A 21,457-nucleotide genomic window follows, 5' to 3' on the forward strand; every position below is an offset into this window, starting at 1 on the left:
TTTTATACCTCCCTGAGAGAAATGCTATATCCTACCGCCTATTTCTCGGACAACTGAATGTGAATCTCAGCCTCTGGTGACGCCGGCGTGGCGAGAAGCTGTTGTCCTTCAGGCCAGTGATAATGAACCGTTTCCGTTACAGGATCGATTTCGACGGTATATAGCGTGCCGAAATGATTGGAAAACTTGCGATGATACAACGGCTCTTTATGAAAATCCTGAGGCGATACGGCACCGCCCTTTCTGAGGAGATGGTCGAACCGCTCCACGGTCCGGTGTTCGTCGTGCGCGGAATCTCGAACGTGCCTCTGATGATTCGTGCAGCAAATGAGACCGTCAGCTGCGCTCACGCCTTCCGGCGAAGTGTAGACGACGCTGAAACAGCCCTTCCGATCCAAGAGCGAGATGTTTTGAACAAGCCTATGGGGGATCGAGTTCAGACGTTCCACTGCCTCAGGAACCGTTGCCGAAGTGGCCAAGAGATAGCGGACAATGAGCGGAATGCTGAAACCGTTACCTACCGAGAAGTCCCCGCCAAACGTAATGGCCGCTGCGAGACCGTGATGGTTCAGGCCATCGAGATAGCCCCAGCCGCCTTCGGCGGAACCCATGATCCACCCTCCATCAGGCAATGGCTCGTAACGGAATACGCCGCTGAACCCGTCCAAGCTGAAGTCGTAATTTCGGATTAAAGTATGATGGCCTGATCGGTGGGAGATCGAGTTGCTGCAGCCGGAGAAGAAGGGAGGGAGGTTATACATGGCTAGCAGTTGTGCCTCACCGGGACGGTTTGGCGAGACGGATAACAGAGCTTCGTACTCGGGGAGCAGTTCGGGCATGAAATGACGGAGAGCAAGCCGTACTTTCTCGGGATCCATGGGGTTCTGGGGACGGAACGCCTCCATATTCCAGTGCTGGGCGATATGGGAAGCCCATACCGCAGGATGCGATGCAAGGGCCGGCAGCCGCTTAAACCAAAATGGTTTCGTTTCATTTACCATCTCTGAGTCTCCTTTTCATGAATCAAGTTTGAAAAATCCTTCACCAGTTACGTTATCTCAATCGAGTCCGTTCCGCCTGTTCATTTGTGCGGTCTTTGGATAGCCCAGCAGCCGATAGGATCAAATGAATGGCTTTCATCAAAAAAAGCCCGGCTGCTGTACTGCGAAGCGCCGGACTGCGGATATTCGTAGGATGTAACCGGATTGGTTCTTCGATTGAGGCATTTAAGGAAACAGCCTGCTTTCTTAACTTGTTCTTGTACCATGCTACCTGGGAGCCTGGATTACCGGGCGGCTTGCGTCGACTCCCGGAACAGCGGCTTGGTCTGGATATGCGTGACCTGGTAAGGCTGCTCCGGCTCCTTAATCCGGGAGAGCAGCATATTGGCGGCGGTGATGCCCATCTCGTCACTATAGATGTGCACGGTCGTCAAACGAGGCTCGACAATGCGCGATTCGGGCGCATCGTCGAATCCGGCCACGACGATTTTCTCCGGAATGGCGATCTGACGGTTCTTCAAAGCCTTCATCACGTTGACCGCGATAAAGTCATTCGCGCATACAAAGCCCGAGGGCGTGCCTGGCATCTTGTCCAGCCGCTGCTCCATCCAGTCGGATTCCGAGAAAAATTCGCGGTCCGGTTCCAGAACGCACTGGCTGCGGTCCAGCGGAATTCCCGCTTCTACAAGAGCCCGGTTAAAGCCGGCCCAGCGCTCGTTGAAGCTTTTACAGTGGTTGTAGTCGCCGATAAAACCGAGCGAGCCGCAGCCGTCCTTGATAAGCCGTTTGGTCATGAAATAGGTGCTGTGTTCGTTTTCCATCAGTAGCAGGTCGGCTTCAAGGTCGGGATAAGACATGTCCGCCGCGCAGTCGATGAATATGGTCGGGAGCCCCAGGCTCGTAATGAGCTTGCTGTATGCCATGTCGAACAGTTCGATGCAGATGATGCCGTCCACCTTGGACGCTTCAAAATTGTTCGGAAGCTGGAGGGAGCTTCGCTCGATGTCCCTTACGATATGGATGGACAAATTGTAGCCTTCGCTGCTGATGCGTTTCTCCAGTCCGCTGATCAGCTTGGCCCCGAAATGCGACATGCTGGGCATGTTTTGCGTCAGCAGGGCGATATTGCCGGGGTTTTTCGGCATCAGGCTTTCGCTTTCCATGTAAGCAAACTGCTTGTACTTCAGCTCGATCGCTTTCTTAATGACCCGGTTGCGTGTCTCGCCCGGTATGCTGTCGCTGCCGTTCAGCGCTTTGGACGCCGTGTTCCGGGAAATGCCCAGCGCATCGGCGATATCCTGAATGGTGACTTTCTCTTTCCCCATGTATTCGATATTCACCTCTAACGATTATTTGTACGGAAGCAAGTTCCTCTCATAAACCTGCATGCATTCGATCTCAGGTATCCTATGACCAATGTATACCAGATTGCTTCAAATAGCAATGTTAACTTTACAAATGCACAAATATATAACGCCTTCATTGTGCAAAATGGCATGCAACACAGGTGGATGACTTTACATAGGCAATTATTATACACACAGTAGAATCGGAACGGACAGACCACGCTTTGGAAAGATATAGTTGGTCCCTGAATTGACGTGAAAAAGTGACATTTCAGCAAAACATTGAACCTATATGAACAAATTATATTTGTCAATTGCACAAATAAATATTTACAAAAATTATTGACGAAGATTACATCGTCTGCTAAATTGTAAAAGCAGCGATACGGTGCAGGTGCGAATGTAAGCCCTTACGGTATGCTGCATGTAAACTTTTTGTGCAAAGAACGGAGGTCACGGTTTTGGAAAATACGGTAGAAGTGGATCCAAGGGCGGCGGCAGTGAGGAGGAAGAGCTCTGCGGGGCGGGTGCTGCAGACGGTCAGAAAGCATTATTTTCTGTACGTGCTGTTGGCTCCGGCGCTTATTCTGACCCTGATTTTCAAATATGTCCCGATGTACGGGGCGATTATCGCCTTTAAGGATTTCAGCCCAATCAAGGGCATCATGGGCAGCGAATGGGTCGGCCTGAAGCATTTTGAGAAGTTTCTCTCCTCGCCTAATTTCGACGTCATCTTTTTGAATACGCTTAAACTCAGTTTCTTCGGACTGATTTTCAGCTTTCCCGTGCCGATCCTGCTGGCGCTCATGCTCAATCAGGTCCGGAGGGCGGGCGTGAAGAAGAACGTTCAGCTGTTTCTGTACGCGCCGAACTTCATTTCGGCGGTTGTCATCGTGGGCATGCTGTTCATCTTTTTGTCCCCGACGGGACCGGTCAACCATCTGCTGACATGGATCACGGGAGAGCCGCTGATGTTTATGTCCGAGCCGAAATATTTCCGCTGGATCTACATCCTCTCCGACATCTGGCAGGGCGCCGGCTGGGCATCGATCATTTACGTGGCTGCTCTGGCGAACGTCGACCCGGAGCTGCACAATGCGGCAAGCCTGGACGGGGCGAACCTGCTCCAGCGCATCCGCCACATCGATCTGCCGACGATCCGGCCGATCATGGCCATCGTGTTCATTTTGGCGGCGGGAGGCATCATGTCGATCGGGTTTGAAAAAGCGTACCTGATGCAGACCTCGATGAATCTCCCGGCTTCCGAGATCATCGCCACCTATGTGTACAAGGTCGGTTTGCAGTCCGGCGACTATGCGTATTCCGCGGCGGTTGGCCTGTTCAACTCGGTGATCAACGTCGTGCTGCTGCTCACGGTCAACTTTATCGTCAAGAAGCTTAATGAGGGCGAAGGACTTTATTAGGAAGGAGCTTATCAACTATGGCTGTTAAACATTCGCCGTTCGACCGGTTTCTGCTGATTCTGAACGGCCTGTTCCTGACGGTGGCGGTGCTGCTGATCGTCGTACCGCTCGTTTACGTCGTGGTGGCGTCATTTATGGATCCGACCGTGCTGCTGAATCAGGGCCTGTCGTTTCGCATCTCGGACTGGAGCCTGGAGGGCTACCGGAAAATATTGTCCAACCCGGCTATGCTGCGGGGCTTCGGCAATTCCGTATTTTACTCCGCTGCATTTGCCCTCGTTACCGTGACTGTATCGGTATGCGCAGGCTATGCCTTGTCTGATTCCCGGCTGGCGGGCCGGAAAATTTTTATGACGCTGTTTGTGATCACGATGTTTTTCGGCGGGGGTCTGATTCCTACATACCTGCTCGTCAAGCAGCTTGGCATGCTGGATACGGTGTGGGCCATCATCATTCCGGGTGCGGTCAATGTTTGGAATATCATCCTGTCCCGGACCTTTTTCAAAGGCGTGCCGAATGAGCTGAGAGAGGCGGCCAACGTCGACGGCGCGACGGAGGCGGGCATTTTTTTCCGGATCGTGCTGCCGCTCTCCAAACCGATTATTTTTGTGCTGGCTCTCTATGCTTTTGTCGGGCAGTGGAATTCCTATTTCGACGCGATGATTTACCTGGAGGACGCGAAGCTTCATCCGTTGCAGCTCGTGCTGCGCTCGATCCTGATCCAGAACCAGGCGGCGCCGGGCATGATCAGCGACCAGCTGGCGATGAACGAGCTCAAGCGCCTCTCGGAAATGATCAAATATTCGGCGATCGTCATTTCCAGTCTGCCGCTGCTCGTCATGTATCCGTTTTTCCAAAAGTATTTCGAAAAAGGTGTGATGGTCGGTTCCCTGAAATAGGGACGGCCTGAACATACATGGCACTGATCCATTCTAATCCTTTGGAGGTCATAACGATGAACAAAAAGAGAAATCGCAAGGCTGCTGCCATGACGGCATCCGTTTCAGCGCTCGCGGCGCTGCTGCTCTTGTCCGGCTGCGGAGGAAGCGGCGGAGACGCCAAGGAGTCGCCTGACGGGAAAGTCACCCTCAATTTTCTGACGCAGAGCTCGCCGCTGGCACCCGCGGACCCGAACGACAAGCTCATCAATAAGCGGCTGGAAGAGAAGACCGGCATTCATATCCATTGGAAAAATTACACGAACGACGTTTTTACGGAGAAAAGAAACCTGGCCGTGGCCAGCGGTGATCTGCCGGATGCGATTTTTGATTCCGGGTATGGCGATTATGACCTGCTGAAGCTGGCCAAGGACGGGGTAATCATTCCCCTCGACGATCTGATCGAGCAGCATATGCCGAACTTCAAAAAGGTGCTGGAGCAGGCGCCGGAATATAAAAAGATGATCACCGCGCCTGACGGCCACATCTATTCTTTCCCATGGATCGAGGAGCTGGGCTCCGGCAAGGAACGGATTCAGTCTGTGGACGACCTGCCGTGGATCAATGTGGAGTGGCTGAAAAAGCTGGGGCTGTCCATGCCGAAGACCACCGAGGAGCTGAAAAAGGTGCTGATCGCCTTCAAAACGCAGGACCCGAACGGCAACGGCAAGGCGGACGAAATTCCGCTCTCCTTTATCAATAAGCCGGGCGGGGAAGATCTGGCCTTCCTGTACGGTTCTTTCGGGCTCGGGGAGAACTGGGACCACACCGTCGTGACCGATGACGGCAAGGTTGTCTTCACTGCGGCGGAAGAAGGTTATAAGGGATCGATCAAGTACATTCACGAGCTGTACCAGGAGGGGCTGATCGATATCGAGTCCTTCCAGCAGGACTGGAACACCTATTTGGCGAAAGGCAAGGATAACCGGTACGGACTGTATTTTACATGGGATAAGGCCAACATCACCGGCATGAACGATACGTATGACGTGATGCCTCCGCTGGCAGGACCAAGCGGCGAAGTCAACGTGACTCGCACGAACGGCATCGGCCTGGACCGCGGACGCATGGTCATCACAAGCAGCAACAAACATTTGGAGGAGACGGCCAAATGGGTCGATCAGCTCTACGATCCGCTGCAGTCCGTTCAGGATAACTGGGGGACGTACGGGGATCAGACGCAGCAGAACATTTTCGAATTCGACGAAGCCAAGGGCATGCTGAAGCATCTGCCGCTGGAAGGCACAGCCCCTGTGGAGCTGCGGCAAAAGACGAGCATCGCCGGTCCGCTGGCCATCCTCGACGAGTACTACGGCAAATACACGACGATGCCGGACGACGCGGCATGGCGTCTTAAACTGCTGAAGGACGTGATGGTGCCGCATATGAAGGCGAAAAATACGTATCCGAACGTCTTCTTCTCCATCGATGAGCTGGACCGGCTGTCTACCATCCAGACCGACATGTTCGCCTATCTCGAGCGGAAGCGCACCGAGTGGTACCAGAACGGCAAAGTCGATCAGGAGTGGGATGCCTACCTCAAAGAGCTGAACCGGCTGGGGCTGCAGGATTGGCTGAAGATCAAGCAGGCGGGGTATGACCGCAGCGCGCAATAAAGGTTGAATAAAAAACAACATATCCGCACTTGCTTGGCGCATAAACGTTAGCAGTGCAGAATCCGGATGCGGCCGCCAGATGCCTTTGGGCAAAAATGCGGCCGGGTCTGCTGCAAATAAAACATGTAATTCAAAGGAGCACAGCTGATGTCCACATTCATATCGCACAACTACCGCGGGGGGTATCACTTTTCCCCGAAAGAACACTGGATGAACGACCCCAATGGAATGGTCTATTTCCAGGGGGAATACCACCTGTTTTACCAGCATCATCCCTTCGGGAACACCTGGGGACCGATGCATTGGGGACACGCGGTCAGCCGGGATCTGGTCGTCTGGGAAGAACTCCCGATCGCCTTGGCGCCGGACGAGTTTGGCACAATTTTCTCCGGCAGCGCCGTGGTCGACTGGAATAACACGACCGGCTTTTTCGGCGGGGAGCCGGGGCTTGTCGCCATTTTTACGCAGCATGCCGAAGGACCGGAGGGCGAAGCGCCGGTGCAGCGCCAGAGCCTGGCATACAGCACGGATGCGGGACGGACCTGGACGAAGTATGCCGGCAACCCGGTGCTGTCGCATGACACCTTCGTGGACTTCCGCGATCCGAAAGTATTCTGGCATGAGGCTTCCTCACAGTGGGTGATGATTGTTGCCTGCGGCCAGACCGTCTGTCTGTACCGTTCGCCGAACCTGATCAACTGGACGCTGTCCAGCGAATTCGGGGAAGGCATCGGCAGCCATGACGGCGTGTGGGAGTGTCCCGACCTGTTTCCGCTGCAGGTGGACGGGGACCCGGGCCTGACGAAGTGGGTGATGCTCGTCAGCATCGGCGATCATCCGGAGTTGGCGGAGGGGTCACGCACGCAATATTTTACCGGAGACTTCGATGGGGAACACTTTACGCCGGATGCCGTATCGCAGACCCGCGTGAGATGGATCGATTATGGCCGGGACAACTACGCCGGCGTCAGCTGGTCGGATGTGCCGGCCGAGGACGGCAGGCGCCTGTTTGTCGGCTGGATGAGCAACTGGAAATATGCCAATCAGACGCCGACCGGCGTGTGGCGGGGCGCGATGACCGTGCCGCGGGAGCTCAAGCTGGAGCTGCGCCACGGTTCGGCCGAGCTGATCCAGCAGCCCGCCCGGGAATTGGAGGGATACCGCAAGGAGCTTCTGTCCCTGAAGCGGGTAACGGCTGCTCAGGCCTCCGCGCAGCTGGGCGATTTACAGCTGGAGAGCGGAGAGATTCGGATTCGCTTAGGATCCGCCCAATCGCTGGAGCTGAAGGTGCGGGCTGGCCGCGGTCAGGAGACGGTGATCGGTTACAGCGGAGCGGCCGGTGAAGTCTATATAGACCGGACCCGGGCGGGAGCGGCAGACTTTCATCCGCTATTTGCCGGCAGGCATGCGGCCGTTCTCGATGAGGCGGACGGAACGGTGGAACTGCGAATCCTGATCGACCGGTCTTCGGTAGAGGTGTTCGCGGGCGGTGGTCGTGCGGTTCTCACCGACCTGATCTATCCGGATCAGGCATCCACCGGATTGTCCCTCAAGGTAGACGATGAGGAGGCGCTCGTCGAATCGCTCGACATTTACGATCTTTCTATTTAAATAACAACCTTATAAATAAGTACTTTTAAATACGAAGCTTGATCCAATGGAGAATCCTAATCCATCGACCGATAAAAATTTGAAAAGAGAGGCACATCATCATGCGCATCGGAGCCATTGAAGCGGGTGGAACGAAATTCGTCTGCGGCATCGGAAACGAACACGGGCAAATCAGCGAGAGCATCAGCTTTCCGACGGGACGGCCTGAAGAAACGATGCCCCGGGTCATCGCTTATTTCAAAGATCGCCAGCCGGAAGCGATCGGGATCGGATCGTTTGGCCCGATCGACCTTCACCCCGGCAGCCCGGGGTATGGAAGCATCACGACCACCCCTAAGCTGGGATGGGCGCATTATCCCTTGCTCGCGGAGCTGAAGCGGCACTTCGACGTCCCTTATGGATGGGACACGGATGTGAATGCCGCCGCCTGCGGCGAGGCGCTGTGGGGAGCGGCCCGCGGGCTGGGCAGCTGCGCGTACTTCACGATCGGCACCGGCGTTGGTGTCGGCGTGAACGCCGGCGGCCGGCCCGTTCACGGGCTCGTCCATCCGGAAGGCGGGCATATTCCGGTCCGCCGTCATCCGGAGGACGGCTTCCCGGGGGCGTGCCCGTATCACGGGGACTGCCTGGAGGGGATGGCCGCCGGGCCGGCGCTGGAAGCGCGGTGGGGAGTGAAGGGGCCGCAGCTGCCCGCGGATCACGCGGCCTGGACCTTCGAGGCGTATTATGTCGCCCAGGCGGTCACGGCGGCGGTCCTGATGCTCTCGCCGGAGAAGGTCATCCTGGGCGGGGGCGTCATGCAGCAGCCGCAGCTCCTCCCGCTGATCCGCCAAGAGGTTCAGCGGAGCCTGAACGGCTACGTGGACGCCTTGGAGCTCACGGACGGAATCGACGGTTACATCGTTCCGCCCGGACTCGGCGGCCAAGCCGGATTATACGGCACACTTGCGCTTGGGCTTCAGGCGCTGGAGGCATCCGGTAAGAAGGTGTAAGAGCCTGCAGCAAAACTTTGGTTCATTCCCGCCCTCGCTTGGGGGCAGCCAGCCGCAGTACAGGCCGGCTGCCCGAAAGCGGGCGACGGTACAAACGGTATACATATCGTGCAGAGCCGAATAAGGCTGGGAGGAACAACTGAGATGATGCTGGACAGGTTTTGGCGAGACAGGGACAAGCCAAGGACAAGCCAAGGACAAGCCAGGGACTAACCAAGGACAAACCAAGGACAAACCAAGGACAAGCCTTGAATATACTCGGCAGTCGTGTTCGGTTTCTCACTAACCTAAGTCCAGTCTAGCTCAGTTCAGACATCGTTCATGTCCGATTTGAGTGCATTCACCGTTTGCTTAAAGGAAAACGCCAGTTTAACGCCGCGTAATGTAAGCGGTTACAATCAATAATGTTGTTTTCATGCATTAGGCTTGTCTTCATGCGCCGCTTTGTTTTCATGCACAGGTTTATTTTCATGCACAGGTTTATTTTCATGCACAGATATGTTTCATGTATAAGCTTGTCTTCGTTTATATGTCATTTTTACATTGTTCTGATGATAAGGAGGAGTGTTGATGAGATCAGCAAGAAAGAGGCTGTCCGCGTGCCTGGCCGGAATTTTGGCATGTGCGTCCATCCTGCTGTATGAGTCTGACGAAGGGCGGGGGTGGGCGATGCCTGCAGATACCGAAGTTAAAGTTAACGGCGCAGCAGCTGCATTAACAAAGGAGGCGGACAGGATGGCGGCGAGCGTCAATACGAACCTGGAAGGCTGGCAGGTCCAGGGCAAGGGCAAGCTTGAGCAGACGGCGGAGGGGCTGAAGCTGGCTTCCGATCCGCAGGAGAACGTGATGGCGGTCTCCAGCACGAAGGCGGACGATTTTATCTACGAAGCCGATGTCATGATCCAAAACGCCGAGGCCGATGCTTCGCTGCTTTTCCGCTCTAGCAGCGACGGCTGGTCTTCATACATGCTGCAAATCGTGCCGTCGTCGGGCATCATCCGCTTGAAAAACGCAGCCGGAGGAGGGATCCAGGAAGAACGTCAGGTGCCGCTGAAGGTCGGCGAAATCTATCACCTGAAAGTGAAGGCTGAGGGAACGAGCCTGCAGGTGTATTGGGGCAGCCAGTATCAGCCCGTCATCCGTGCGGTTGATACCGCTTATGCTTCCGGATATCTTGGGCTTCATGTGTGGAACGGTTCCGCCGTATTTCAGAATGTGAAGGTCGGAAGCCTTGCCGGCAATCTGGACGGCGTGCTCGCTTCAACTGGACGCTGGCAGCCCGATCTCAAAGGGCTTAAAGGAACGGGAACGACCGGAAAACCCGCGTTACGGGTATACCGGAACATTGCTGCGGACGCCGTCTATGAAGGCAATGTCACACTGGGTGAAGCCTCATCCGCGGGACTGCTGATTCGGACAAATGCGGAGGGAACCGCAGGATATGAAGCTGTGCTGCAGCACCAAGGAAGCGGGGTACAAGTACTGCTGCGGAAAATGGACGGATCTCTCATCAACGCCTCGACTAGCGTTTACCCCGATTCGCCAAACGCCAAGCATCATCTGGAGATTCAGGCGGTCGGGCCGAGGATTCAGGTGTTTGTGGACGGTTATGCTCCCGCCGCCGTGAACGTGACGGACGACAGTTATTCGGCCGGATATACCGGACTGGTTGTAAGAGAAGGCACGGCATACGTCCAGGATGCCTATGTCACGCTTGACTCCGAATACTATACGGAAACATACCGGCCGGAGTACCATTACAGCCCGATCCGGGGGTCGGCAAGCGACCCGAACGGTCTCGTTTATTTTGAAGGGGAATACCATCTGTTCCATCAGGATGGAGGACAGTGGGCGCATGCCGTCAGCCGTGACCTGCTGCACTGGAAGCAGCTGCCGATCGCCCTGCCCTGGAACGATCTGGGGCATGTCTGGTCAGGCTCGGCCGTGGTCGACACGACGAACGCTTCCGGATTGTTCGGAAGCTCAGGCGGCAAGGGGCTGATCGCGTACTATACTTCCTATTCGCCGGATCTGCCGAACGGCAACCAAAAGATCGGACTGGCCTACAGCACCGATCAGGGACGGACCTGGCAGTACTCGGCGGAGCACCCGGTCGTGATCGATAATCCCGGCAAAAACGGTGCCGACCCGGGCGGCTGGGACTTCCGCGACCCCAAGGTCGTCCGGGATCAGGCGAACGGCCGCTGGGTTATGGTCGTCTCCGGCGGCGATCACATCCGTTTTTTTACCTCCCGCAATTTGATCGACTGGACGCTGACCGACAATTTCGGATACGGGGAGTACGTACGCGGCGGGGTGTGGGAGTGCCCGGACCTGTTTCAGCTTCCGGTAGACGGCACGGACCGGCGCAAATGGGTGCTGATGATCAGCACTGGCGCGAATCCGAAAACGCAGGGCTCGGACGCGGAGTATTTTATCGGGGAGCTGACACCGGAAGGGAAATTCGCGAACGACAATCCGGCGGGAACCGTGCTGAAGACGGATTGGGGCAAAGAATTTTATGCCTCAATGTCTTTCTCCGGCACGCCGGACGGGCGACGGATTCTGCTGGCCTGGATGACGAACTGGGATTATCCGTTCAGCTTCCCGACGGAAGGCTGGAAGGGGCAAATGACCGTACCGAGGGAGGTCACGCTGCATACGACGGATAACGGTATCCGGCTGTTCCAGTCGCCGATCCGGGAGCTTGCCGGGCTGCGCAGCACTTTGTTCAACGTGAAAAACCGTGAGGTTAGCGAATCGGCAGCGAACGTGCTTGGAGAAATTTCAGCAGGCGCCTATGAAATTGAAGCCGACATCGAGCTGCCGCAAAGCGGAGCCGCAGCTGAATTCGGATTTACGGTCCGCGAAGGCGGCGGGCAGAAGACGATGATCGGGTACAAGACTGCCGAGCAGAAACTATTTGTGGACCGCTCGTCATCCGGCGTTACCGATTACTCGAGCCTGCTGCAAACGAGGCATGAGGCCGCGCTCCAGCCGGACGGCAGCCGCATCCGCCTGCGGATCCTTGTGGATGAATCGTCGGTGGAGGTGTTCGGCAATGACGGCAGGGTCGTCTTTTCCGACCTGATTTTTCCGGATCCGGCCCGGCGGGGCATGAGCTTCTATACCAAGGGAGGTAAAGTGAAGCTCGCATCCTTGCAGGTGCATGCGCTGGACAATGTATGGCGCGAAGGACGGAAGACGGGCTCCTCGATCATCCTGGATCGGAAAGAGCTGGAATTGTCTAAGGGGGATGAGGAGAAATTGTATGCATCTTACTTGGAATCCTCTGGAGCAAGCCATCTGCCGCTGGTATGGAAGTCCAGCAATACCGGCGTCGTGCAGGTGACTTCCTCCAATCAGGGGGAATCTCCGGGGAAAGCGGTGCTTCGAGCGAATAAGGCGGGAACGGCCGTCATTACGGCCGTGTCGCCGAACGGGAAGGCTTCGGCCCGCTGCGTCGTAAACGTCACCGACGGGACGTTTACGACGAACCTGACAGGCTGGAAGTCGGATTTGTCGGCATCGCGGTGGGTCGTGACCGAACGCGGTATCCGGGGCAGCTATACAAGCGATGCGAACTACATGGCGAAGGAGCAGGCCGGGGATTTTACCCTGGAAGCCGACATGACGCTGGGGGAGACAGGAGGTGCGGGCTCGATCCTGTTCCGGGCGAGCGCTGACGGCCGCAGCGGGTATTATTTCAATCTCGATCCGAACCTGAAGGCCATTCGACTCTTCTATAAAGTAGACGGGCGGTTTGAGGACAGGCAGGTGCTGGCCAAGGTCCCCAGGTTCATTCAGCCAGGCAAAACGTACCATATCCGCATCGAGGCGAAGGGGCCTCAGATCCGGGCGGAAGTGGACGGGGGGCAAGTCTTCGACGTGAAGGACGGCACGTTTGCTGAGGGGCACTTCGGCGTGAACGTGTTCGGCGGGCAGGCGTTTTACCAGCAGGTGACGGTGAGCGGGATGGCTGATGCCGAGCTGGCCGAAACGACGCTGGTGAATGAGGCTTCCGGCCTGGCACTGTTTGCTGCAGAATCGCAAAATGGCGAACCGGTAACCGTGGGCGGCCCTGAAGGGGCTTCCCCGCAGGTATGGGTTTTCGTTCCTAACGGGGACGGGACATGGTCCATCCGGACCCAAGCGGGCAAAGCGCTGGACCTCGACACGGGGCAGGGCCGGCTGCAGCTGTACGACTACCTCGGCTACAACAACCAGCGCTGGCGAGTGGAGTACCAAGGAGACGCTGTCGTCACGGTATACTCCGTGCATAACGGCCAGGCGCTGGAGGTATCGGCCGATGGGACAAAGCTGCAGCTTGGCGAACCGGCCGCCGGCGAGCCGCGGCAGCGCTGGAAGGTCCTGCCGGATGCCGATCTTCTTCCGGGAAAATAAAATGCAGCAGCAAATGGGCTAATCGACTGCCCATGCAGAACAGAAAGCGCAAATAGGGGCAACGCTGAGCTGATGTTCCATCACGCAACCGCAACCCGATGTACGGGGTGCGGTTGCTTTGTTCTCTAGATTAATAGATTTTCAGCAGAGGGAACATTCTATAAACGCCAGAATAACTCCTGATAAAAGGCGGTCAGCCTTCTATGACATTACGTCAATACACTGTTTTATGAGCGATGCAGTTTCTACCAACTTGCAGCCCACTCCGAGGTTTGTTATTATTTAGATATAAAATATTTAGATGACTAAATATATAATGAAAAGAGGAAGCAGCATGAAATTACAAGGGAAGGTCGGTATCATTACCGGCAGTGCATCAGGCATCGGCAAAGGCATGGCGCTGGCTATGGCTAAGGAAGGCGCGCATATCGTGATCGTCGACGTGAATGAGGAGAAAGGGAAAGAGACTCTCGCCGAGATTAACCAATATACAGAGGGAATGCTGTTCATCAAGGATATTTCCAAGCAGGAGAGCGCGCATGAAATCGTGGCCGACGTGGTCAAGCGCTTCGGCAAGCTGGATATTCTGGTGAATAATGCGCATGTATCGAGACAGGCCCCTTTTATGGAAACAACGCAGGAGCTTTTTGATTTATCCTTCGGAACAGGCTTTTATCCTACCGTTCATTTCATGCAGGCGGCGTATCCGGAACTGAAGAAAACGAAAGGCAAGGTCATCAACTTTGCGTCCGGTGCGGGCATTGACGGGCAGGTCACGCAGACGTCGTATGCTGCCGCCAAAGAAGCGATCCGGGGCGTGTCGCGCGTTGCGGCCAATGAATGGGGTCCGGAAGGAATTAACGTCAATCTGATCTCCCCGATCGCACTGACCCCGGGCGTGGAACAGTGGCGTGAGAATGCTCCGGAGCTATACGAGGCGATGCTGAATAAAATTCCTCTGCGCCGGCTCGGCGATCCCGAGCAGGACATCGGCCGTGTCGCGGTGTTTCTTGCCAGCAGCGACGCTGACTATATCACAGGTCAAACCTTTATGGTGGACGGGGGCTCCATTAAATTGCGTTAAAGCGGGATCGTCCTACGCCGCAGGCTTCACGGGCGGCCAGGAGCGGTGGATTCCCGGCTGAAAAGCATGTATGATAATGAAGGCCTCTAATGCAGATTAGAGGCTTTGACTTGCAGAAAGCGGGGATTTGCCTGATGGAAGAACAGACGATTTTTGAAATCATTCACAATATGGATAAAGTAACGAACAACCTCATCATCCAGTGGGGCAAATTGTTCAACGAGGACCTTGGAATTTCCCATATTCTCGTTCTGGCTCACCTGCAGCACCATGGGAACAGCCGGCCTTCTGATATCGCCAAGGCTCTGGGGCTGACCCCACCGACGCTGACCCATCTATCGGAAAAACTCGTGCAGAAGCAGTTAGCCGTTCGAATCGTCGATGAGAAGGATCGCCGTATCATCTATTTGGGGATTACGGACAAGGGTCTAGACATCGTTCAAAAGGCGAATCAGGACGGGCAAATTTTGCGCAGAAATCTTTTTGAAAAATTGACCGAGGAAGAAAGGCAGCAGCTGCTGAAAATCTATGAAAAGCTGACCGGGTTTTTATGAGAATCCCCGAGGCGGAGCGTAACACCTTCACGTGATGACAGCCATGTCGTGAGATATGGACATCACCTGGAGGTGTTTTTTGCTTTATTAAAACCATGACGTACAGTTGTCAGCTTTTGCCCCCTATAATGGCCTTAGAAGATGAGGGAACAAACGAAGGAGGAAAATGAACATGAGCGAAAAACAAACGTTAAGAGGCATGGCGACGATTAATTATTGGGCAGACGATATGGAGGCAGCGGTGTCGTGGTATTCGGAGGTGCTCGGCATCTCCCCGTACTTCAAACGCACCGGACCGTCTGGCGAGCTTGCCTATGCCGAGTTCCGGGTTGGGGACTACCAGCATGAGCTGGGTCTGATCAGCCGTCGTTATGCTCCTTCGCAAGCGGTGCCGGGTCCAGGCGGTGCCATCATGTACTGGCATGTTGATGATGTGGAAGCCGCATTTACGAAATTGCTGGAGATGGGCGCGAAGCAATACGAACCAATCACGCCGCGTGGCGAGGGATTCGTTACGGCTTCGGTAACGGACCCTTTTGGCAATGTGCTGGGGATTATGTATAACCGGCATTATTTGGAGATGGTGGAATGGATGAAGAGAAGTAACGAGGTTACGAATGATTGATGATATGTTTGTTTTGAAGAATATGAGGGAGTGTCGCGTTGAATAATATGGTTTGAAAAGGCTGTTGGGAATTTTCCCGACAGCCTTACGCACTCATAAAAAGTTGCTTTTTTGTGTGTTGGACTTTACGATTCATCCCACACTGCCTGCAAGGTCCGCACCCGCAGCACCAGCAAGCGCAATCATTGCGTTCCATCGTCATGCTCTCCTTCTATTACGATGACAGGAACGAAAATATGTTCAAGCCGATGCTCGAAAATGAGGTTCATATCCTCGCCTTCCCGCTTCAGTTGAACCGGACTGCCATCCGTCAGCAGATTTGCTGTGCCTTCACAGAAGAACTCCTTTACCTTGATCGTTCTGCCGTTCGGATGCCCCAAAATGATCAGATACAGCCGGTTGTCTTTCCTAGTAAACCGGATCGTTTCACCGGTCTCCGTTTCCGCTTCCGCACGGATCCAGGGACGTGTACCATATACGGCCTCTCCATTTCGTTGTAACCAATCCCCGAATTTGGACAACCGGCTTAACTGCTCGGGAGGAATTTGAGCATCCTCGCCGCGCGGGCCTACATTCAGCAGCAGGTTTCCGTTTTTGGACAGGGCATCTATAAAATCGATTAGCAATGTTTCAAAGGTTGAATAGTCTTCCTCCTGCTCATTGCGGTTGTAGCCGAATGAATGGCCGATTCCGCGTGTCATCTCCCATTTTCCAGGTTGTATTTCCTTGTATTTGGTATATTCCGGAGTCGAAAAATCGCTATGGGGGATAGCTGGCTGCGCCAGGGCAGAATGAATATCTGGATTGTTCATGATCATTCGTTTGATCATCATGTCCATCACTGCGCGTACAGGTTTGAGACTTAACAACTTGTTAGCGGAAGTCGAATGCTTCCAGCGGTCATTGACCACGCCTTCGGGTACAGCGTTATAGTAGAAGGCGAACAATCGAAACAGAGAGCCCTCATGGCCTGGCCAGCATATATCGTTCCATAGAATATCAGGGCGGTATCGGGAAATCAGTTCGCGGATCTGGGCATCAGCGTATGCTGCATAATCGCCCCCGGGTGTGGAAAAGGAGTAGTCCATAAACGTTCTCGAAATCCTTCCCCGAAAAGTCCAGTCGATTCCACCCGAATAGTAGATGCCGAAGCGCATGCCTTCGCTGCGTACAGCAGCTGCTAATTCGCCGATGATGTCGCGCTCGCTAAACCAGTTCGGCTCATGCGGGTTGGCCACCTTCGTAGGCCATAGGCAAAATCCGTCATGGTGCTTCGATACGATCACGACGTACTTTGCACCGGCATTCCTGAAAATTTGGGCCCAAGCCATGGGGTCCCATTGTTTCACGCCGTTCATGAACAGCGGTTTAAATCCTTGGTAGGGCATGCTGCCATATACGGCTTGATGATAGCGTGCAGTCGGTGTGGTCTGGTCTTTGATCGCATTCCAGTAGCCTTCAGCGTACGGGTAGACGAGCATTGCACGATCATAATCGGTCTTTAATGTATCCGCAAAGTTACCTACGGGTGCAAAACCAGGTACGGAATAAGGACCCCAGTGTATAAAGATGCCGAATTTTGCTTCGTCAAACCATTGCGGAAGCGGGTGAGCGTTAAGGGACTCCTGCGTAGGCTCGTAATTTTTATGATTCACGGCTGCCTCCTCCGTCCTTGTCGTCGCCTGATGTTTGACCGGATAAGTATTGGTTTACCGCCTTGTCGATAAAAGCTTGGGATGCCTCGAAGAGTTCCCGGTCGCCCTCCGGCCAAGATGCACGATCACCTTGCATTTGTACAAACGCGTCCGCTTGTTCGCTTTCTCCGCCGGTTGCCTCTTGCACCATGGTGCACCAAACCTTGGCCAGCTCTTGTGCAGCGGGCTCTTCCGGCCCTGCGCCTGCCAGCCCCAGCGTAACGGCTTTTAAAGCCAGTCGTCTCCAGGTATGATACAAATCGAATGCACTTTGTTCCGTTGGAAATCGTCTGCCGAAAACTTCTTTTTGGGTTTCGTTAAAAGCGTATTGTTTCCAATCGACCAAGCTGCTGTTGTTGAAACACCGGATAAAAAAGGCCAAAAGATGCCACGGTGTATCATTTCCGGCCGCGACTGCCGTCCGGTGGGCCTCGATGGCGGCAATGCCTGCATAGGCTTCTTCTATTTTTCGATAAAGCGCAAGTTCCTGCTCTTGCAGAATTTGTTCGATCTGAGATAAGTCGGGACGCTTGATGACTTTGTCGCGGATTTCTTGAAGAGAGAGCCCAAGAGATTTGTAAAAAATGATCTGCTCCAAGCAGAGAAGGTCATCCTTCGTATAATACCGCCGTCCGCCTGCCGTACGTCCGGTTGTGGGCAGCAGCCCGATATTGTCATAGTGCTGAAGGGTCCGTACCGTTACGCCGGTAGCTGCGGATATTTCTCCGACCCCAAAAGTTTTGTCGTCAGTATGCATGCATCACACCTCCACACTCATTACATCACATGACGTTACGTAATGAGCAACTGTTTTTTCGGGGAGGAAATCCTTCATCCGGACTCGCGCAGCGAAAGTTTAGCCCCTTGGGGCGACGCAGCAGCTGGCAGTCGTTTATCCCTCGTTTTGGGTGGGTGCAAAAAGGACTTTCCCTTTTTCGCCATCCTGTTCCGCCATTTCTATTGCTTTTTTGTACTCTGTGAGCTTGAACCGTTTTTTTTCTTGCCGAATGATCAAGTTATTCTCCTTTACCATTTGAAATAAATTAATGAATGTTTGATGCCACTGTGCATCGGAAACTCCTTCAACCCATCTTCGAAGCCAGTAGGGCATTACGTTGATGCTCGGATTTTTCTCGTGGATTTTCATCCAGTTGATTTGAATTCCGGATAAGAGACCAATACTTAAAACCGTGCCGTTTGGACGAATACAATCAATAAGTGATTCTCCATCTGGCCCTCCTATGCTATCTATTCCTGCGGTTGCACCTGCCCCATCCGTTAATTCCATTACTCTATCGATCAAGAGTTCTTTCGCTGTATTAATCACCGCCCAAGCACCTAGCGATTGCAGTTCCTCGGTATGAACATCATTTCGTACAACAGCAATGAGCCTGAATCCCAAAATGTTTGAAAATTGCGCAAACAGACGGCCGATTGCAGATCCGCAAGCATTTACGAGCAGTATGTCGTCCGCATTCAGCTGCAGTTCATCTGAGCAAATGAGCCACGCCGTTACAGGATTGATGTACATTTGGCTGGCCGTTTCGTCTTCAATTCCATCCGGAACAAGGACGGCAAAATTGGCTTTGGTTTTGACATACTCTTGCCAAGTCCCTTCACCACGAAGCGGCAGTACCCGCTTGCCCAATAAAGACGCTGATACAGACGAACCGATTTTTTCAACAATGCCCACGCCTTCATAGCCTGGAATTGCCGGCAGTCGAATTCGATGTTTATAGGCGCCGCGAATCGGGATTAAGTCGGAGGGATTAATTGGACTCAGCGACATTCGAACCCAGACTTCGTCGTACTGGAGCGGGACATGCTCCCGATATTCCGTTTCTATGACTTTCCGGGGATCTCCAAACTCGTTATATTGTAAGGAAACAAATTTCATGGCGGGTCTATCTCCCTGCTGCATTAAATCGTTATTTAATAAATTAGGCAATATCATCAGTCTTTTAAGTATACACGTTAATCTTCTTTTTTCTTTTCTTATGAACGTCGTTATATAGATTAATCATATTTAAAAAAATTTCAATCGATTTCTCAATCTCACGCGTCTATATTATAGAGCGGCCGCCAAGAGGCCCGTCGGTGAACGGGTTGTAGAGATACAGAGGGGGGAGTGGGGACGCTGAATGCTGATAGTACATGGAGCGAGATCCATATGAATAGAACCACGCTGACGGAAGCGGAAGCGTTTTTTGAGCGTCTGACCGCCGAGCAGCGAAAATTGTATTCCATCGCCTACAGTTATTTGCGCAGTGAAGCCGATGCGCTGGAAGCCGTGCAGGAGGCGTCATACCGGGCGTGGGTGAAGCGGAAGAAGCTGAAGGACCCGCAGTCCTTCACCCCGTGGCTCATCCGCATCACGATTAACTGCTGCATGGACGAGCTGCGGCGGAAGAAACGGGTGTTTCCGGTGGAGGAGCCGCAGGAAGGGGCCGTGCAGGAGATGAAAAGCAGCGAGCGGATCGACCTGCAGCGCGCGCTGGAGCGGATGAAGCCGAAGTACCGGCATGTCGTCATGCTGAAATATTACCAGGACATGACGTCCGTTGAAATCGCGAAGGTGCTGGGCAAGCCGGAAGGAACGATCAAGACCTGGCTGCGGGAAGGCCTGAAGCAGCTCCGGAAATATATGTAGAGGCTGAGCAGAAGGGAGGGACAGGTTATGCCCGAAAAAGAACAGCGCATCCTGCTGCAGGATGCCTATGAAGTAAACAAGCATGCGGAAACGTTGCCTGAGATGAAATTGACTCTGGCTATGCGTAAAGGAATGGAGAGAGGAAAAATGCGTGAAAAGCGGCGTTTCTATTTTTGGAGTACGGGGACGGTTATGGCGCTCGCGGCGGCCCTGCTAATTATCAATTACTCGATCGGCAGCTTGGCCCATCGGGCGGAGCCGGCGCCGAAGCAGACGGCGGGGATACCAAGTCAGTCCGCCTTAGATCCGTACCGCTCTACCTATCTGGAGGGTCTGGCGAGCGCAATGGACCGGGGGCTCGTCAAGCCGATTGCCGAAAGCGTCGAACAAAAAGGGTATCGCGTAGAGGTGGACGGTGCCGTCACGGATGGCCGGATGGCTTATGTGCTGTTCGGTGTCCGCAACCAAACGGATAAAGAGGTCATCAACGCCGACGTATCCCTTGAGCTTGGCGGCGTGGAAGCCCCGTCCAAAGGAGCGTCGGTCGAATTGGCAGGAAGCAACAGCAACAGAATTTCGGCGAATGGAGCCAATCATTTTATTTACACCGTGCCCCTGAACCCGTCCGTTCAATATACCAAGGATGCCAAGTTTCATGTGACCTTGACGGAGACGTCAAACGAAGCGCTGATGTCCAGCTCCAATAAATACCGCACGGCGTTCGACATTTCGTTTGAGCTCGATCCCGGCATGTTCAAGGACAAAGAGCGCGTGCTGCGCCCAGATCGGACCCTGACAGTAGACGGCCAGCAGGTTCGTGTGACTCAGGTCATCTATACGCCGCTGCACACGTACGTCGACCTGGACTATGATCAGGCGAACGCGAAACAAGTATTCCGTCTGCTCAGTCCGGTGCTCATCGGAAAAGTCGGCGACGAAATCGAAAAGCTGTATTATCCGAAGTGGTACTCTCGGGACAATTCGGAGGCCCTCACGGAGGGTACAGATGCGATGCTGATGTACGGCAGCGGCCAGAAATACGCCGAGTATGATTCTATTAGGCTCAAGACGGAGGGCACTGCTGCGGTGGACAAGGACCAGCTGCAAATCGTGATCGACCTGAAGAAGAAGCAGATCGTGGAGGCGCCGGACGACCGATTTACCCTGATTTCATACACCCGGACGGCTGGCCCCGGCGAGGTGCTGATTCACCGTGAGCTCGAAAACGCCTATGCCGGCGAGAGCCTGTCGCTGTCGCTGGATGACAGCTTCACCGATGCCGACGGCAACGTCCACAAAAGGCAGTCTCCTGAAGGATACTCACAAGGTGGACATAGCTGGTCCAACAAGAAGGACACGATGGGAGACGATTACGATTACAACTTCGGCAAGGATGCGGTAGACTATCCGCAGCCGCTGACCATTAAGGTAAAGCAGATATGGATGCCGAATCGCGATACGCAGGCGGTTGAGCTGCTGAAATAGCCAGCGTACAACCGCGTACAACCACAAAATATA

Annotated in this window: 16 protein-coding genes; 11 read left to right on the forward strand and 5 right to left on the reverse strand. The window is 54.2% G+C overall.

Annotated features, from left to right (window positions below; genetic code table 11):
* Nucleotides 1-38: 38 nt before the first annotated feature.
* A complete protein-coding gene (locus tag GCU45_RS27170; RefSeq protein ID WP_152401959.1) occupies nucleotides 39-1,001 on the reverse strand; it encodes a C45 family autoproteolytic acyltransferase/hydrolase in 963 nt (320 codons plus the stop codon).
* 284 nt (nucleotides 1,002-1,285) lie between these two features.
* Nucleotides 1,286-2,326 (reverse strand): LacI family DNA-binding transcriptional regulator, encoded by a 1,041-nt coding sequence (locus tag GCU45_RS27175; RefSeq protein WP_152401961.1) that lies wholly within the window; start codon nucleotides 2,324-2,326, stop codon nucleotides 1,286-1,288.
* 521 nt (nucleotides 2,327-2,847) lie between these two features.
* Here GCU45_RS27175 and GCU45_RS27180 point away from each other — a divergent pair.
* The 9 genes from GCU45_RS27180 (at nucleotide 2,848) to GCU45_RS27220 (ending at nucleotide 15,595) form a co-directional block, all read left to right on the forward strand.
* Nucleotides 2,848-3,771, forward strand: coding sequence for an ABC transporter permease (locus tag GCU45_RS27180; RefSeq protein WP_244364674.1), 924 nt, complete (start codon nucleotides 2,848-2,850; stop codon nucleotides 3,769-3,771).
* 17 nt (nucleotides 3,772-3,788) lie between these two features.
* Entirely contained in the window at nucleotides 3,789-4,670 is an 882-nt protein-coding gene (locus GCU45_RS27185) for a carbohydrate ABC transporter permease (protein WP_076168655.1), read from the forward strand.
* A gap of 56 nt (nucleotides 4,671-4,726) precedes the next feature.
* Nucleotides 4,727-6,325, forward strand: a complete 1,599-nt coding sequence (locus tag GCU45_RS27190) for an ABC transporter substrate-binding protein (RefSeq protein ID WP_152401965.1) — start codon at nucleotides 4,727-4,729, stop codon at nucleotides 6,323-6,325.
* Nucleotides 6,326-6,472: 147 nt separating this feature from the next.
* Nucleotides 6,473-7,936 (forward strand): glycoside hydrolase family 32 protein, encoded by a 1,464-nt coding sequence (locus GCU45_RS27195; RefSeq protein WP_152401967.1) that lies wholly within the window; start codon nucleotides 6,473-6,475, stop codon nucleotides 7,934-7,936.
* A gap of 101 nt (nucleotides 7,937-8,037) precedes the next feature.
* Nucleotides 8,038-8,928, forward strand: coding sequence for an ROK family protein (locus GCU45_RS27200; RefSeq protein WP_152401969.1), 891 nt, complete (start codon nucleotides 8,038-8,040; stop codon nucleotides 8,926-8,928).
* A gap of 570 nt (nucleotides 8,929-9,498) precedes the next feature.
* Complete coding sequence (locus tag GCU45_RS27205) at nucleotides 9,499-13,332, forward strand: GH32 C-terminal domain-containing protein (protein WP_152401971.1); 3,834 nt, start codon at nucleotides 9,499-9,501, stop codon at nucleotides 13,330-13,332.
* A 334-nt stretch (nucleotides 13,333-13,666) separates the two neighbouring features.
* Nucleotides 13,667-14,416 carry an SDR family NAD(P)-dependent oxidoreductase gene (locus tag GCU45_RS27210; RefSeq protein WP_152401973.1) on the forward strand — a complete coding sequence of 250 codons (750 nt, stop codon included), beginning with the start codon at nucleotides 13,667-13,669 and terminating at the stop codon, nucleotides 14,414-14,416.
* An 89-nt stretch (nucleotides 14,417-14,505) separates the two neighbouring features.
* Nucleotides 14,506-14,970 carry a MarR family winged helix-turn-helix transcriptional regulator gene (locus GCU45_RS27215; RefSeq protein WP_306433644.1) on the forward strand — a complete coding sequence of 155 codons (465 nt, stop codon included), beginning with the start codon at nucleotides 14,506-14,508 and terminating at the stop codon, nucleotides 14,968-14,970.
* A 172-nt stretch (nucleotides 14,971-15,142) separates the two neighbouring features.
* Nucleotides 15,143-15,595 carry a VOC family protein gene (locus tag GCU45_RS27220; RefSeq protein ID WP_152401974.1) on the forward strand — a complete coding sequence of 151 codons (453 nt, stop codon included), beginning with the start codon at nucleotides 15,143-15,145 and terminating at the stop codon, nucleotides 15,593-15,595.
* 182 nt (nucleotides 15,596-15,777) lie between these two features.
* On the opposite strand, the gene GCU45_RS27225 is transcribed toward GCU45_RS27220, so the two are convergent.
* The 3 genes from GCU45_RS27225 to GCU45_RS27235 form a co-directional block, all read right to left on the reverse strand.
* Nucleotides 15,778-17,250, reverse strand: a complete 1,473-nt coding sequence (locus GCU45_RS27225) for an alpha-L-fucosidase (RefSeq protein WP_152401976.1) — start codon at nucleotides 17,248-17,250, stop codon at nucleotides 15,778-15,780.
* The gene (locus tag GCU45_RS27230; RefSeq protein ID WP_152401978.1) at nucleotides 17,240-18,046 is read right to left on the reverse strand and encodes a MerR family transcriptional regulator; all 807 of its coding nucleotides are present in this window, start codon (nucleotides 18,044-18,046) and stop codon (nucleotides 17,240-17,242) included. Before GCU45_RS27230 ends, GCU45_RS27225 begins: the two co-directional genes overlap by 11 nt.
* 135 nt (nucleotides 18,047-18,181) lie before the next feature.
* The gene (locus tag GCU45_RS27235; RefSeq protein WP_152401980.1) at nucleotides 18,182-19,186 is read right to left on the reverse strand and encodes a zinc-dependent alcohol dehydrogenase family protein; all 1,005 of its coding nucleotides are present in this window, start codon (nucleotides 19,184-19,186) and stop codon (nucleotides 18,182-18,184) included.
* Between the two features lie 273 nt (nucleotides 19,187-19,459).
* On the opposite strand from GCU45_RS27235, the gene GCU45_RS27240 reads away from it, so the two are divergent.
* Both GCU45_RS27240 and GCU45_RS27245 read left to right on the forward strand, forming a co-directional pair.
* Nucleotides 19,460-19,939 (forward strand): sigma-70 family RNA polymerase sigma factor, encoded by a 480-nt coding sequence (locus GCU45_RS27240; protein ID WP_076168631.1) that lies wholly within the window; start codon nucleotides 19,460-19,462, stop codon nucleotides 19,937-19,939.
* 27 nt (nucleotides 19,940-19,966) lie between these two features.
* Nucleotides 19,967-21,424 carry a DUF4179 domain-containing protein gene (locus GCU45_RS27245; RefSeq protein WP_152401982.1) on the forward strand — a complete coding sequence of 486 codons (1,458 nt, stop codon included), beginning with the start codon at nucleotides 19,967-19,969 and terminating at the stop codon, nucleotides 21,422-21,424.
* Nucleotides 21,425-21,457 lie beyond the last annotated feature (33 nt).

The organism is Paenibacillus cellulositrophicus (assembly GCF_009363095.1).
Lineage (GTDB): Bacteria > Bacillota > Bacilli > Paenibacillales > Paenibacillaceae > Paenibacillus_AQ > Paenibacillus_AQ favisporus.

Coding starts and splice junctions, on each gene's coding strand:
- GCU45_RS27170 (WP_152401959.1), bottom strand. CDS start 1,001: ATGGTAAATGAAACGAAACCATTTTGGTTTAAGCGGCTGCCGGCCCTT.
- GCU45_RS27175 (WP_152401961.1), bottom strand. CDS start 2,326: ATGGGGAAAGAGAAAGTCACCATTCAGGATATCGCCGATGCGCTGGGC.
- GCU45_RS27185 (WP_076168655.1), top strand. CDS start 3,789: ATGGCTGTTAAACATTCGCCGTTCGACCGGTTTCTGCTGATTCTGAAC.
- GCU45_RS27190 (WP_152401965.1), top strand. CDS start 4,727: ATGAACAAAAAGAGAAATCGCAAGGCTGCTGCCATGACGGCATCCGTT.
- GCU45_RS27195 (WP_152401967.1), top strand. CDS start 6,473: ATGTCCACATTCATATCGCACAACTACCGCGGGGGGTATCACTTTTCC.
- GCU45_RS27200 (WP_152401969.1), top strand. CDS start 8,038: ATGCGCATCGGAGCCATTGAAGCGGGTGGAACGAAATTCGTCTGCGGC.
- GCU45_RS27205 (WP_152401971.1), top strand. CDS start 9,499: ATGAGATCAGCAAGAAAGAGGCTGTCCGCGTGCCTGGCCGGAATTTTG.
- GCU45_RS27210 (WP_152401973.1), top strand. CDS start 13,667: ATGAAATTACAAGGGAAGGTCGGTATCATTACCGGCAGTGCATCAGGC.
- GCU45_RS27215 (WP_306433644.1), top strand. CDS start 14,506: ATGCAGATTAGAGGCTTTGACTTGCAGAAAGCGGGGATTTGCCTGATG.
- GCU45_RS27220 (WP_152401974.1), top strand. CDS start 15,143: ATGAGCGAAAAACAAACGTTAAGAGGCATGGCGACGATTAATTATTGG.
- GCU45_RS27230 (WP_152401978.1), bottom strand. CDS start 18,046: ATGCATACTGACGACAAAACTTTTGGGGTCGGAGAAATATCCGCAGCT.
- GCU45_RS27235 (WP_152401980.1), bottom strand. CDS start 19,186: ATGAAATTTGTTTCCTTACAATATAACGAGTTTGGAGATCCCCGGAAA.
- GCU45_RS27240 (WP_076168631.1), top strand. CDS start 19,460: ATGAATAGAACCACGCTGACGGAAGCGGAAGCGTTTTTTGAGCGTCTG.
- GCU45_RS27245 (WP_152401982.1), top strand. CDS start 19,967: ATGCCCGAAAAAGAACAGCGCATCCTGCTGCAGGATGCCTATGAAGTA.